Consider the following 12466-nt stretch of genomic DNA (forward strand, 5'->3'; position numbering starts at 1 on the left):
ACCGCGTCAGCCGGCCTTGCGGCGTAACGTCTGCGCCAAACCCTCCCAGGCATCGACGGTCGCACCCCGGTCGATCCGGCCGCCGCGGAAAACCGTCGTCGCGTCGAATGGCTGCGGTCTGGCGATGGCATAGCCCTGCGCGTGGTCGACGCCGATCTTGCGCAAGGCCTCGATGATGCCGTCGCTCTCGACGAATTCGGCGATGGTGCGTTTTCCCGTCACCTTGCCGATGTGATGGATCATCTCGACCATGGCGCGGTCGATGCGGTCGTCCAGCATGTCCTTGACGAAGCTGCCGTCGATCTTGAGGTAGTCGACCGGCAGGTGCTTCAGATAGGCGAAAGACGACATGCCGGAGCCGAAATCGTCGAGCGCGAAGCGGCAGCCCAGGCCGCGCAGGTCGGCGATGAAGCGCATGGCTTCCGTCAGGTTGGCAATGGCGCTTGTCTCGGTGATCTCCAGGCAGATCGTCTGGGGCGCAATGCCATGGGCCGCGAATTGCTCGCGCATGAAGCCGAGGAAAGTCTCGTCGCCGAAGCTGGCGCCGGAAAGATTGATCGCGCAGGTGGATATCGGCGTGGCGCGCGGATCGGCAAGCCTGGCCGCGAGAATTTGGAAAGTGTTGCGAACCACCCAGCGGTCGATCGCCGGCATAAGTCCGTAGCGCTCGGCCGCCGGGATGAAGCTTTGCGGCGTGACGAAGTTGCCGTCCTCGTCGGTCAGCCTGAGCAGGATCTCGATATGCGCGCCGGCCTCGGCGACATTCTCATTGAGCGGCGAGATCTCCTGCGCATGCAGCCTGAAGCGGTTCTCGTCGAGCGCGGCATGCAGGCGCTGGACCCAGGCCATCTCGCCGAAACGTTCGCGCAGCGCCGTATCGCTGTCGCTGTGGAGCTGAATGCGGTTGCGTCCCTTTTCCTTCGCCATGTAGCAGGCGACATCGGCGGCGCGCAGCACCTCCTCCAGCGACATCCCGCAATCGGCAATCTCGACCATGCCGATGCTGACGCTGATGTTGAAGGGCCTGCCTTCCCAGGAAAAATGCAGATCCTGGACGGTGGCGCGCAGCCGCTCCGCCGTGGCGATGGCGGAGCCGGTGTCGCAATCGAACAGCAGCACGCCGAACTCGTCGCCGCCCAGCCTGGCCAGGATGTCGCCGGTGGGCAATTCGTTGAGCAGCAACACCGAGATCTGGCGCAGAAGCTGGTCGCCCGCCGCATGGCCGCAAGTGTCGTTGACCAGCTTGAACTGGTCGAGGTCGAGATACATCAGCGCATGCACGCGCGGCTTTTCCGGCGGCTGAGAAATCGCGCCTGCCAGCCGGCTCTCGAAGTCTCGGCGGTTGACGAGACCGGTGAGCGCATCGTGCGATGCCTGCCACGACAGGCGCTCGATGAAGTCCTGCTCGCGGGTCATGTCGTGCAGAGCAAGAACGGCGCCGACGATCTTGCCGGAGACGCTGAGCGGCGCGCCGTTGAGCGCGACCGGCACGACGGAGCGGTCGGGGCGCTCCAGGAGCTGTGGCCGCACGTTGGAGCGGCGGGGCTCGCCGGCCAGCAAGCGCGGGATCAGGTCGGTTTCCTCGACACCGCTATCCTTGTCGATCAGCCGGAACAGCGAGGCCACAGGCTTGCCCCTCGCGGCGCCAAGGGGGCTGGCGAGCAAGCGTTCGGCGACGGCATTCATGTAGTCGAGCCGCCCAACCGCATCGGTGCTGACGACGGCTTGGCCGATCGAGGCCAGCGTGATCTGCGCGCGTTCGCGCTCGGCATTCAAGGCGCTTCGGAAGGCCTGCCGCTGAGCCATCAGCTTTCGTGTGCGCCACACCGCCAGCAAGATAAGCAGCGCCGCGGTGACGAGGTTGGCGGCCGTGAGCGCCATCTTGATGAAGCGCGAGCCCTCGCCGAGGCTGTCGGAGAAGGCCTTGGACAGTGGTCCGATGCGGTGGTCGAGCTGATGGATATCGGCTTTCCAGGCGCTGATCTCAGCCTGCGACGCGGACCCCTGTTCGAGCCTTCTGTGCATGTCGTCGCCGAGCCTCTCGATGGCGAGGATCATCTCGTCGGCTTCCGTCCAGTGACGGATGGCGGTGTCGAGGTAGCTCACGCGGCGGAAATTCTGGAACAGCCAGATCAGGCCGGCAATGTCGTCGGCATGGTTGTTGCCGCTGAGGAAACCCTGTCGCGCGGCATCGGTATCAGGCTCAGCCTGTTCGAGCGCTAGCCTGGCCGAGCGATCGGCGAGCGGCACGGCAATGGCCTGGCGGTATTCGCTGAAATATTCCGGCCTGCCGGTATCGGCATAGAGGCTGAGGAAGTAGATGGCCTGCTTCTGCCCTTTCGACCACTGGCTTTCGCCGCCGACATAGGCGCGAACGGCCGACAGCGTGTAGAGGCTGAGGCTGGCCACCAGTGCCTGGATCAGGACGACCGCAATGAAAGGCCAGACCAGCCCGATGAGGCGCGGGCTGGCATCCGTCGATGAGAGCTTCATCGCATTCCCATGGAGCCTGCCTTGACCCCGTCGACGTCTGTCCGACCGGTTCATCCGTCGGTTGAGACGATGTTGTTCCCCTCATGTCTGCCGGCAATCGGCGACGACAATCCAGATAGCGTGTCTGGCTTAACAGCCGATAAATTCGCGCAGTATTTGTTTTCGAAAGTCTTCGACAAAACAGTCCGCGGCTTGCGCCGCGTCCTGTGGATATTTCCAGCCTAGTATAGCCCTCCGAGTCCCGCTCGCCTGAATAAAGGTGAATGGCGCGCCCAGCAGGCTCCGCCGATCAGCGTTTGGCTTTGAACTTGTTCAGCGCCGCTGCAGCACGAACCAGAGCCTTGAGCGCTTCCCCGTCGATCTCCTCGCCCTCGCGAAAATCGATGGCGCGCCTTGTGTTGCCCTCGAGGCTGGAGTTGAAGAGGCCTGCGGGATCGGGCAGCGCCGCGCCCTTGGCGAAGGTCAGCTTGACGACAGCCTTGTAGGTCTCGCCGGTGCAGATCATTCCGGCGTCCTCCCAAACCGGCACCCCGCGCCACTTCCATTCCTCGGTGACGTCTGGATCGGCCTCCTTGATCAGGGCACGGAGGCGGCCAAGCATCTCACCCCGCCAGTCGCCCAATTCCTCGATACGTCCATCGATCAGCTCGGACGGAGATTTGCTTCCCGGCGATCCGCTTTTCTCCATGTCTGTTCTCCTTCAATGCTGGATAGTGGATCGCCACGGTACGCTCCCGGGAGGGCCGCGCTTGATCAATAGTGCGCCTACATTCGTTCACCAGGCAATCGGCTTGCCTGTTTCACCCAGGAGACGAATTGCGCTTCATCGAGCTGGTCGGCCTCGTGGATGTGGAAATAGCGCGTGTCCTTGCTCTTGGATTCGCCGGGCGGCACGGGCTCGAGCGACATGCCGCGAAAGAAGGCCACCTTGATGTACCTGGTGAAACAATGGATGCCGAGAAACCAGCCTTCACCTTCCATCCCGTAAAACGGCGAGTTCCATTTCACGGCCTTCTGCACGTGGGGGACGGCCTGCATGATGAGCTGGTCGAGCCGGCGGCCGACCTCGCTCTTCCAACCCGGCATCGCCGCGATATAGGCCTGCACGGGAGCGTCGCCGTAGCCCTTGGCGATCTGCGGATTGCCGCCTGAAAGCAGGACGGACTTCGCGCCCGGGGGCTTGGCGGCAGGCTTCGGCGATTTCGCCTTCGCCATCAGGCCGGTCCTATGCGCTCGCTTGCTTGCTCACCGCGCCATCTGACGGCATAGGGCAGCACGAACATATAGAGGCCGCTGAACAGCAGCAGGAAAAGCGGCAGGAGCGGCGAATAGACCACCCAGGCGGGGGGCTCGCCCAATGCCATGGCGACGAAGTTGGCGATGACGGTCACGGTAAAAATGATCGACAGCCAGCGATGCAACTGCCTGATCCACTTGCTCCATTCCAATGCTGCCTCCTCTGAAAAAACCAATGAAACGGCGGACTTACCAGCGCGCCAGCTGCGTGATCTGGATGAGATTCCCGCAGGTGTCGTCGATCTGCGCGATGGTCGAACCGGTCACCTCGGTCGGCGCCATGGCGAAGCTGCCGCCATTTGCCGTGATGCGCTCGTGGTCGCCCTTGATGTCGTCGGTGAACAGCATGAGCGCCGGCTGGCCCTGCTTGAAGATAGCCTGCTGATAGGTCCTGGCCGCCGGATTGTCATTCAACGCGAGCTGTAGTTCGGTGCCGTCCGGGTCGTCAGGCGAGGCGACGGTCAGCCAGCGAAACGGTCCATTGGTGAAATCGGCTTTCTTGTTGAAGCCCAGCACGTCGGTATAGAAGCCGAGAGCCTTCTCCTGGTCGTCGACATAGACGCTGGTCAGCTTGATCTTCATTGCGTTTCTCCATTGCTTTCGCTCGCGGTTTGCCACCCGCCAAACGATGCCTGCTTTTTTGAGCGCTTCGGCGGGACTTCAGTCTTCGATCCGCGCCAGAACCTCTTCCAGGGCTGTGAGGAATCTCGGCCAGCCGACAGTGGCACCCCGGAAATACGGCTCCTGATCCAGCCGGAAGCCCGTCTGCTCCATGCGCAGACGAGTGCCTGAGCCCGTCGGGGTGAGCGTCCAGGTGACGACGCTTTCCAGGTCCTTGGTGTCCCAGGTGTAGGACAGCGTCTTGTTGGGCTCGACGGTCTGGACCTGACACTCGACGCCTCCCCAGTCCGCGCTGAGTTCGAAACGATGGTCCACGACCGGCTTGAAGTCGTTCTTCATCAGCCACTCCTCGATAAGATGCGGTACGGTCAGCGCGCGCCAGATCTTTTCCGGCGGATAGGGAATCTCGCGCTCGACAACGACGGAGCGCGTTCCGGCCGGCATATCGTTCATTGATCCATCCTCTTCAGCAGATCCTCGAGATCGTCGAACCGGCTCTCCCAGAACCCGGCCATTTGCCTTGTCCAGTCCATCAGCGGCGCCAGCGCGCCGACCTGCGCGCTATAGTGAGTCTGCCGGCCCTCGTGTCGGTCGCGCACCAGCCCGGCTTCCTTGAGCACGCCAAGATGCTTCGACACCGCCGGCTGCGAGACGCCGGCCTGCGCTGTCAATGCTCCAACCGTCTGCTCGCCTTGATGGCACAGACGTTCAAAAATGGCGCGTCTTGTCGGATCGGCAAGCGTCCGGAAGAGCACATCGTGCGCGGTCGACATCTGGATCAATAACCCAATGGCTATTGATTGACCTATAACCATTGAGCTATATGTGAGTCAAGCAGGGGATCTGGGGGAATGCTCAGACTGCAGCGTCCACGTCGAGGCTTGCCTCATCCAGCATGGATGCGTCCTCGCCGAAGGCGCGCGTGGCGCGGGCGGCGGCCTCGAGCAGCGGGCGCTTCATGCGCTTGAGGAAGGCGGCGTCGACGCGGGTGCCTGGGCCGGCCAGCGTCAGCGCGCCGACCAATGTCCGCCCCGGCCCGAACACGGGCGCGGATATGCCTGCGGTCTGCGGGTCGCAATCGCCGATCGAAATGCAGCTATAGGTTCTGCGGATCGTCTCGTAGGGCTCGCCCTGCTGGCCGGAAAAGGCGGCGAGCACGCGGCCGCCGGAGCCCACCAGCAAAGGCAGGACGTCGCCTTCCCGGATCGTGTAGCGGATCGGGTGCTTGGACTCGACCCGGTAGAGACAGGTGCGCACGTCGCCCGAGCGGACGTAGAAGGCAACGCTCTCCCAGCTCCGCTCGGAGAGGTCGCGCATGATCGGCAACAGGATATCCATCGCCACGACCGAGCGCTGGTAGAGCGCGCCAAGCCTGAAGGTGGCCGGTCCGATGCGGTAGCGCCCGTCTTCCAGGCGCTCCAGCAATTGTCCGCGCATCAGCGAATTGGCCAGCCTCAGAATGGTGCTCTTGTAGAGGCCGGTGCGGGCAGCGATCTCGGCGAGCCCGAGCGACCGGTCGGCAATGGTGAATGCGTCCAGGATGGCGATTGCGCGATCGAGCGCGGCAACGCCGTCGGCCTGGGCTGGGCTGGGAGGTATGTCTGTCATTCCGGTGACGATTTCATCGTGGTCGCCCATCCGGGAATGGTCCCGGACATGCGGATTTAGTCCGGTCCGATGCGTTCTGTCCAGCAGAATGGCATTCCCGTTGACAGAACGCTGTCACAAATGCTTGAACTCGAATGCGGGTCTTAATTCAGGCCACGTCTTGGCAGGCACCGGAGGAGGTGTCGTGATTTGGAGGAATCCCATGCTGAACAGACGCAGATTCTTGACGAGCACCGCCGCCGGCTTCGCGGCTTTGCATTTCGTACCCGCCTTTGCGCAGGACACCCCGCAGATCCAGATTTTCGTGCCGGCGGCACCCGGCGGCGGCTGGGACCAGACCGCGCGCACGATCGACCAGGTGCTGCGCTCCGAGAAATTGATCTCGGGTTCGCAGATCACCAATGTCGGCGGCGCCGGCGGCACGGTCGGCCTGCCGCAATTCGTCAACCAGTGGAAGGGCAAGGGCAATTCGCTGATGGTCGCCGGCATGGTCATGGTCGGCGCCATTATCGCCAACAAGTCGGCCAATAACCTGACCGAAGTGACGCCGATCGCGCGCCTCACCGGCGAGTTCGAGGCGCTGGTGGTGCCGGCTGCCTCGCCGTTCAAGACGGCCGCCGATTTCGTCGCGGCGCTGAAGGAGGATCCCACGAAGGTTCCGGTGGCCGGCGGTTCGGCCGGCGGTTCCGACCACATCCTGTTCGGCCTGATCGCCAAGACGGCCGGCGTGCCTGCCGCCAACCTGTCCTACGTGCCGTTCGCCGGCGGCGGCGAGGCGCTGTCGGCGCTGCTCGGCAACCAGGTCGCGGCCGGCATTTCCGGCTATGGCGAGTTCTCCGAGCAGATCAAGGCGGGGGCGCTCAGGCTGCTGGCGATCTCGGCCGACAAACGCCAGGAAGGCATCGACGCGCCGACGCTCAAGGAGGCCGGCATCGACGTCGAATTGTTCAACTGGCGTGGCGTCTTCGCCCCGCCCGGCGTTTCCGATGAGGACAAGGCGGCGATGATCAAGCTGGTCGAGACCATGGCCAAGAGCGATGCCTGGGCAACCGAGTGCAAGAACCGCAACTGGACGTCGATCCTGCTGACCGGCGACGACTACGCCAAGTTCGTCGCCGACGACACCGCCCGCATCGGCGCGATCCTCAAGGATCTCGGCCTCGCCTGAGCTCCGGACCGCCCAGTGTTCCGAAGGGGCCTGGCTCCCCTTCGGAGCAGCATGGACAGGTGATCGAGCAGCATTGAAATTGCGGCGATACCGGCGGTTGAATGCCGGCCATCCGGGGAGGAGTTCATGAGCACCAGCGACCAGCAGGCGTCACCGCCGCGCCTTGCCGTACCCGAATTGCTGATCGGCATCGGGCTTCTGGCCTGCGCCGGCGCCGTTGCCTGGCAGACCCTGGCGATCCCGGTGTCTCCGCTCTATTCCAAGGTCGGCCCGACCGTCTTTCCCTATATCACCATGGCCGGGATGATCCTGCTTTCCCTGCTGCTCATCCTAGCCGCCCTGCGGGGCGGCTGGCAGCCGGAGGAGGAGAAGGAGACGCCGACCGACTGGACGTCGATGGGTTTCGTGGTCGCGGGCCTGGTCGCCAATCTGCTTCTGATCCAGCCGCTCGGGTTCACCGCCGCCTCGGTGATCATGTTCGTGCTGGTCTGCTTCGGCTTCGGCAGCCGGCACCCGCTGCGCGACGCGCTGCTTGGCCTGGTGCTGGCGCTGGCGGCCTATTTCGGCTTTGCCAGGGCGCTCGGCGTCAACATCGGCGCCGGGCTGATCGAGGACCAGCTCAATGTGCTGATCAATGCCGTCTTCGGCATCGGGAAAGGCTGAGACGATGGACACGCTCGGTTATCTCGCGCACGGATTTGCAGTCGCCTTCACGCCGACCAATCTGTTGTGGTGCCTGGTCGGCACGACGCTCGGAACAGCGATCGGCGTGCTGCCAGGCCTCGGGCCGGCGCTGACCATCGCGCTGCTTTTGCCGATCACCTACCAGGTGGCGCCGGAAGCCTCCTTCATCCTGTTCGCCGGCATCTACTACGGCGCCATGTATGGCGGCTCGACGACGTCGATCCTGCTCAACACGCCAGGCGAAAGCGCCACCATCGTCACCGCGCTGGAAGGCAACCGGATGGCGCGCTCGGGGCGTGGCGGCGCTGCACTCGCGACCTCGGCGATCGGCTCTTTCGTCGCCGGCACGCTCGGCACGCTGGGCGTCGCCTTCCTGGCGCCGATCGTGGTCAAGTTCGCGCTGGCCTTCGGGCCGGCCGAGTATTTTTCGCTGATGGTGCTCGCCTTCATCACCGTTTCGGCGGTGCTCGGCTCATCCTCGGTGCGCGGGCTGACCAGCCTGTTCGTCGGCTTCGTCATCGGCATGATCGGCGTCGACCTGCAGACCGGGCAACCGCGCTTTACCTTCGGCATGGGCGAACTGCTCGACGGCGTCGACGTCATCGTCGTCGCGGTCGGCCTCTTCGCGGTCGGCGAGACACTCTACATGGCCTCGCGCCGCTATGCCGGCAAGGATGAGATCGTGCCGCTGAAGGGCTCGCTCTACATGACGGCCGCCGAATGGGCGCGCTCGTGGAAGCCATGGCTGCGCGGCGCCGCGATCGGCTTTCCGATCGGCGCCATGCCCGCCGGCGGCGCCGAAATCCCGACCTTCCTGTCCTATGCCATCGAGAAGAAGCTCTCCAAGCACAGGGAGGAGTTCGGCACCGTCGGCGCCATCGAGGGCGTCGCCGGGCCGGAGGCCGCCAACAATGCGTCCGCGGCCGGCGTGCTGGTGCCGATGCTGACGCTCGGTCTGCCGACCTCGGCGACCGCCGCGATCATGCTGTCGGCCTTCCAGAGTTACGGCATCAATCCCGGTCCGCTGCTGTTGACGACGCAGGCCAACCTCGTCTGGGGCCTGATCGCCAGCCTGTTCATCGCCAACGTCATCCTGGTCATCCTCAACCTGCCGCTGATCGGCCTCTGGGTGCGGTTGCTGAAGATCCCGGCGCCGCAGCTCTATGCCGGCATCCTGGTGTTCGCCACCGTCGGCACCTACGGCATCTCGCAGTCGCCGACCGACCTCGTCATCCTCTATCTGCTGGGGGCCGCCGGCTTCCTGATGCGCCGCTTCGACTTCCCGACGGCGCCCGTCATCATCGGTATGATCCTCGGACCGCTCGCCGAGACGCAGTTCCGCCGGGCGATGACGATCGCCAATGGCGACTGGACGGTGTTCTACAGGCATCCGCTGTCGCTGACGCTTCTCACGCTGGCCTTCATCGGCCTTGTCGGCCCGCATATCTGGGCCTGGATCGAACATCGGCGGACACGCGGGCCGGAACATGTGCCGGGCGATGCCTGATCGATTTGGAGCATCATGACAGACCTGCTTTCCGGTGTCCGCGTTCTCGATCTCACCAACGTGCTGGCAGGCCCGTACTGCGCCTACCAGCTTGCGCTGCTCGGCGCCGACGTCATCAAGGTCGAGGCGCCGCCGGGCGGCGATCTCGCGCGCCAGCTCGGCGCCTCGCCGGAACTCAACAGAGCCGGGATGGGCGCGTCCTTCCTGGCGCAGAACGCCGGCAAACGATCTGTCGTGCTCGACCTGAAGAAGGAGGCCGACCGCGAGCGTTTCCTCGATCTGGTCGCCACGTCGGACGCGCTGGTCGAGAATTTCCGGCCGGGCGTGATGGATCGGCTTGGCCTCGGGCATGAGAGGCTGAAGGAAGTCCGGCCGAGCCTCGTCTATTGCGCGATATCCGGTTTCGGCCAGACCGGACCGATGCGCGGCAACCCAGCCTACGACCAGATCATCCAGGGGCTTTCGGGGATCATGAGCATAACCGGCACGCCGGAGACCGCGCCGCTGCGCGTCGGCTATCCCGTCGCTGATACGCTGGGCGGATTGGTCGGGGCCTTCGCGATCGCCGCGGCGCTTGTCAGGCAGAAGACGAGCGGCGAGGGGGCTTTCCTCGACGTCTCGATGCTCGAATGCACGCTGTCGGCGCTGGGCTGGCCGGTGTCGAATTATCTGACGGCGGGCGTCGAGCCCCAGCCCATGGGCAATGAGAACATGACGGCGGCCCCGTCCGGTACGTTCCGCACCGGCGAAGGGCTGCTCAACATCGCCGCCAACAAGCAGGAGCAGTTCGTCACCCTTTGCGGGCTGATTGGACGCCCTGAACTGGCGTCGGATCCGCGCTTCGCGGAACGCGAGACGCGCAAGGAGAACCGGGCCGCGTTGAAGACGCTGATCGAGGAAGCGCTTGCCGGCGCCCCGGCCGCGGGCTGGGAAGAAAAGCTCAACCGGGCCGGCGTGCCGGCGGGACGTGTGCTGACGATCCCGCAAGTGCTGGAGGAACGCCAGGTGACGGAGCGTGGCATGGCGACCCGCTTCCGGCATGTGCCTGGCATGGAAAAGCCGCTGACGGTGGTGCGCGGCGGCTTCATGGTCGACGGCGCGGCGCCCGCGCCGGCCGGGCCGCCGCCGCGGCTTGGCGAGCATATGGACGAAGTGTTCGCGGCGTTGCCGGAACGCGACAAGATGAGAGCCCGGACATGAGCGCGGAGAAAAAGACCGGCCGCGAGCGCGGCGAGCAATGGTGGCAGACCGGCATCATAGAGATGCGGCCCGGCATGATCCGGCTGCGCGGCTATGAGATCCAGGACCTGATCGGGCGCATCAGCTTTCCGGCGATGATCTGGCTGATGCTGCGCGGCGAACTGCCGAGCGAGGAGCAGGCGGCGCTGCTCGGCATCGCGTTGGGAGCCGCCGTCGACCATGGCCCGCAGGCGCCGTCGATCGCGATCGCCCGCATGGCGGCCACCTGCGGCGTCGGCATCAACAATGCCATGGCCTCGGCCATCAATGTGCTTGGCGACGTGCACGGCGGCGCTGGCGAGCAGGCGCTGTCCTTCTACGGCGATATCGCAGAGGCGCTGGACCGGGGGCTGACGCTCGGCGAGGCCGTATCGGCGCGGCTCGACCGCTTCTTTGCCGAGGAAGAAGGCTATGTGCCGGGTCTCGGCCATCGCTTTCACCCGGTCGACCCTCGGGCGCCGCGCCTCATCGAACTGACGCGTGACTTCGCCGTGCGCGGCGTCGTCAGCGGCCGCTTCGCCGACATTGCCGAAGCGGTCGAGGCGGAAATGGCAAAGCGCAAGGGCAAGACGATCCCGCTCAACATCGACGGCGCCACCGCCGTCATCTATGGCGAGCTTGGCTTTCCGCCGGCGCTGACGCGCGGCCTGTTCGTCCTGTCGCGCTCGGTCGGCATCCTGGCGCATGCCTGGGAGCAGTCGCAGGAAAGCGACCGCAACAAGGGGCCGCTGCCCCGCGAATGGCTGTGGGCCTATACCGGCACGCCGGCACGCCCCTTTCCCGGCGACTCCGAGTAGAAGACCGTCTCAGGCCGGCTCGGCCGCAGGGACCGTCAAACCCCTCAGAAGAGTCGAAAGCTCCGGCTCATCGATGAGCAGGGCCGCGTCGGCCACCGGCAGCCAGGCGCGTTGCCGGTTCGCGGCCTCCCGCCAGTCGGCCATCTCCTCGGCGACTTCGAGCAGGTAGACGACCACGTCGACACGGACGAAGCGGCTGGCCATGCGTTTCCAATAAGAATAGGTGCCGGCGGGCTGCTTCAGCGCCTTGCCGAGCACGCCTGCCTCCTCCTGGGCCTCGATCGCGGCCGCCTTGCGCCCGCTCTTGCCCTTCATCGGCCAGCCCTTGGGTACGATGAAGCGCCTGGTCGTGCGTGAGGTGACCAACAATATTTCGAGATTGCCGCCCTCGCTCAAACGAAAGGGGATGGCCGCCACCTGACGGATCCGCTCTCCTTTCTTTGCCTTGCGCACTGCATTCTTCTTGGCAGTTGCCATTCCAAAATCCGATGAGAGCAGCGTCCGCGCCGCGCGCTGTCCGCACACGGCAAAATCCCGCCCCTGCAAACCCTAGAGCAGTTCATCGTTTCACGGAAACGCTGAACTAACTATTTGTTTTTACGCAATTCCGGACAGAAAACCGTTATACACTTTTCCTGGAATTGCTCTAAAACCGTCCCCTTGCAATTCCGGCTCTCGCCAGCAAGTAAGTCGGCTAAATAAACCGAAAAAGGCTAAATGTCAGCGGCAAACCCGCGAAATCGTGGTGCCGATCACCTGCGACTGGCAATTCTGCTTGACGATCGGCACTTCAGGGCGAGGCTTCGGCACGATCTGCCGGTCCTGCTCGCGATAGAGCTGCTGCTGTTGCTGGAACTGCTGCCGCTGCAACTGGTTGCGGAGCGTCTGCAGTTCGTTCTGCTGGATCAGGCCATTACGGTTCGTCGGGATGACGACCTGGGCCGAGGCATCTAAAGCTGCGCCCAAAAGGGCGGCGGTCGCCAGAGACAGCGATGTCAAGACCACCAAAAAGCGAGGATGCGACATCGCTTCCTTCCCGCATGAAAATCTGAA

The 12466-nt window shown here is 64.4% G+C and carries 15 protein-coding genes; 5 read left to right on the forward strand and 10 right to left on the reverse strand.

Going from position 1 to position 12466, the window contains the following annotated elements; genetic code table 11:
- Window positions 1–6 precede the first annotated feature (6 nt).
- The 8 genes from EJ070_RS14395 to EJ070_RS14430 all read right to left on the reverse strand — a co-directional run bounded on the left by EJ070_RS14395 (window position 7) and on the right by EJ070_RS14430 (window position 6018).
- Window positions 7–2493 carry an EAL domain-containing protein gene (locus tag EJ070_RS14395; protein WP_126091959.1) on the reverse strand — a complete coding sequence of 829 codons (2487 nt, stop codon included), beginning with the start codon at window positions 2491–2493 and terminating at the stop codon, window positions 7–9.
- Window positions 2494–2782: 289 nt separating this feature from the next.
- Window positions 2783–3181, reverse strand: a complete 399-nt coding sequence (locus tag EJ070_RS14400; protein ID WP_126091960.1) for a DUF1801 domain-containing protein — start codon at window positions 3179–3181, stop codon at window positions 2783–2785.
- Between the two features lie 77 nt (window positions 3182–3258).
- The gene (locus EJ070_RS14405) at window positions 3259–3708 is read right to left on the reverse strand and encodes a DUF1801 domain-containing protein (protein ID WP_126091961.1); all 450 of its coding nucleotides are present in this window, start codon (window positions 3706–3708) and stop codon (window positions 3259–3261) included.
- A complete protein-coding gene (locus tag EJ070_RS14410) occupies window positions 3708–3941 on the reverse strand; it encodes a hypothetical protein (RefSeq protein WP_126091962.1) in 234 nt (77 codons plus the stop codon). The genes EJ070_RS14405 and EJ070_RS14410 overlap by 1 nt, the downstream gene beginning before the upstream one ends.
- A 37-nt stretch (window positions 3942–3978) precedes the next feature.
- The gene (locus tag EJ070_RS14415) at window positions 3979–4371 is read right to left on the reverse strand and encodes a VOC family protein (protein ID WP_126091963.1); all 393 of its coding nucleotides are present in this window, start codon (window positions 4369–4371) and stop codon (window positions 3979–3981) included.
- 78 nt (window positions 4372–4449) lie between these two features.
- Complete coding sequence (locus EJ070_RS14420) at window positions 4450–4863, reverse strand: SRPBCC domain-containing protein (RefSeq protein ID WP_126091964.1); 414 nt, start codon at window positions 4861–4863, stop codon at window positions 4450–4452.
- Window positions 4860–5183 carry a metalloregulator ArsR/SmtB family transcription factor gene (locus tag EJ070_RS14425; protein WP_126091965.1) on the reverse strand — a complete coding sequence of 108 codons (324 nt, stop codon included), beginning with the start codon at window positions 5181–5183 and terminating at the stop codon, window positions 4860–4862. The genes EJ070_RS14420 and EJ070_RS14425 overlap by 4 nt, the downstream gene beginning before the upstream one ends.
- Before the next feature lie 82 nt (window positions 5184–5265).
- Window positions 5266–6018 carry an IclR family transcriptional regulator gene (locus tag EJ070_RS14430; RefSeq protein WP_126095750.1) on the reverse strand — a complete coding sequence of 251 codons (753 nt, stop codon included), beginning with the start codon at window positions 6016–6018 and terminating at the stop codon, window positions 5266–5268.
- A gap of 202 nt (window positions 6019–6220) precedes the next feature.
- Between EJ070_RS14430 and EJ070_RS14435 the strand changes: the two genes are divergently transcribed.
- The 5 genes from EJ070_RS14435 (at window position 6221) to EJ070_RS14455 (ending at window position 11413) form a co-directional block, all read left to right on the forward strand.
- Window positions 6221–7186, forward strand: coding sequence for a tripartite tricarboxylate transporter substrate-binding protein (locus EJ070_RS14435; protein WP_126091966.1), 966 nt, complete (start codon window positions 6221–6223; stop codon window positions 7184–7186).
- 126 nt (window positions 7187–7312) lie between these two features.
- On the forward strand, window positions 7313–7849 hold the full coding sequence (locus EJ070_RS14440; RefSeq protein WP_126091967.1) for a tripartite tricarboxylate transporter TctB family protein: 537 nt from the start codon (window positions 7313–7315) through the stop codon (window positions 7847–7849).
- Between the two features lie 4 nt (window positions 7850–7853).
- Window positions 7854–9377 (forward strand): tripartite tricarboxylate transporter permease, encoded by a 1524-nt coding sequence (locus tag EJ070_RS14445; RefSeq protein ID WP_126091968.1) that lies wholly within the window; start codon window positions 7854–7856, stop codon window positions 9375–9377.
- A 15-nt stretch (window positions 9378–9392) separates the two neighbouring features.
- Complete coding sequence (locus EJ070_RS14450; protein ID WP_126091969.1) at window positions 9393–10577, forward strand: CoA transferase; 1185 nt, start codon at window positions 9393–9395, stop codon at window positions 10575–10577.
- Window positions 10574–11413, forward strand: a complete 840-nt coding sequence (locus EJ070_RS14455; protein ID WP_126091970.1) for a citryl-CoA lyase — start codon at window positions 10574–10576, stop codon at window positions 11411–11413. Before EJ070_RS14450 ends, EJ070_RS14455 begins: the two co-directional genes overlap by 4 nt.
- A 9-nt stretch (window positions 11414–11422) precedes the next feature.
- Here EJ070_RS14455 and EJ070_RS14460 read toward each other — a convergent pair whose 3' ends face one another.
- Window positions 11423–11890: an NUDIX hydrolase gene (locus EJ070_RS14460; protein WP_126091971.1), complete on the reverse strand. Its 468-nt coding sequence runs from the start codon at window positions 11888–11890 to the stop codon at window positions 11423–11425.
- Between the two features lie 243 nt (window positions 11891–12133).
- Window positions 12134–12439: a hypothetical protein gene (locus EJ070_RS14465; RefSeq protein WP_126091972.1), complete on the reverse strand. Its 306-nt coding sequence runs from the start codon at window positions 12437–12439 to the stop codon at window positions 12134–12136.
- Window positions 12440–12466 lie beyond the last annotated feature (27 nt).

It is taken from the genome of Mesorhizobium sp. M1E.F.Ca.ET.045.02.1.1, assembly GCF_003952485.1.
Taxonomy (GTDB): Bacteria; Pseudomonadota; Alphaproteobacteria; order Rhizobiales; family Rhizobiaceae; genus Mesorhizobium.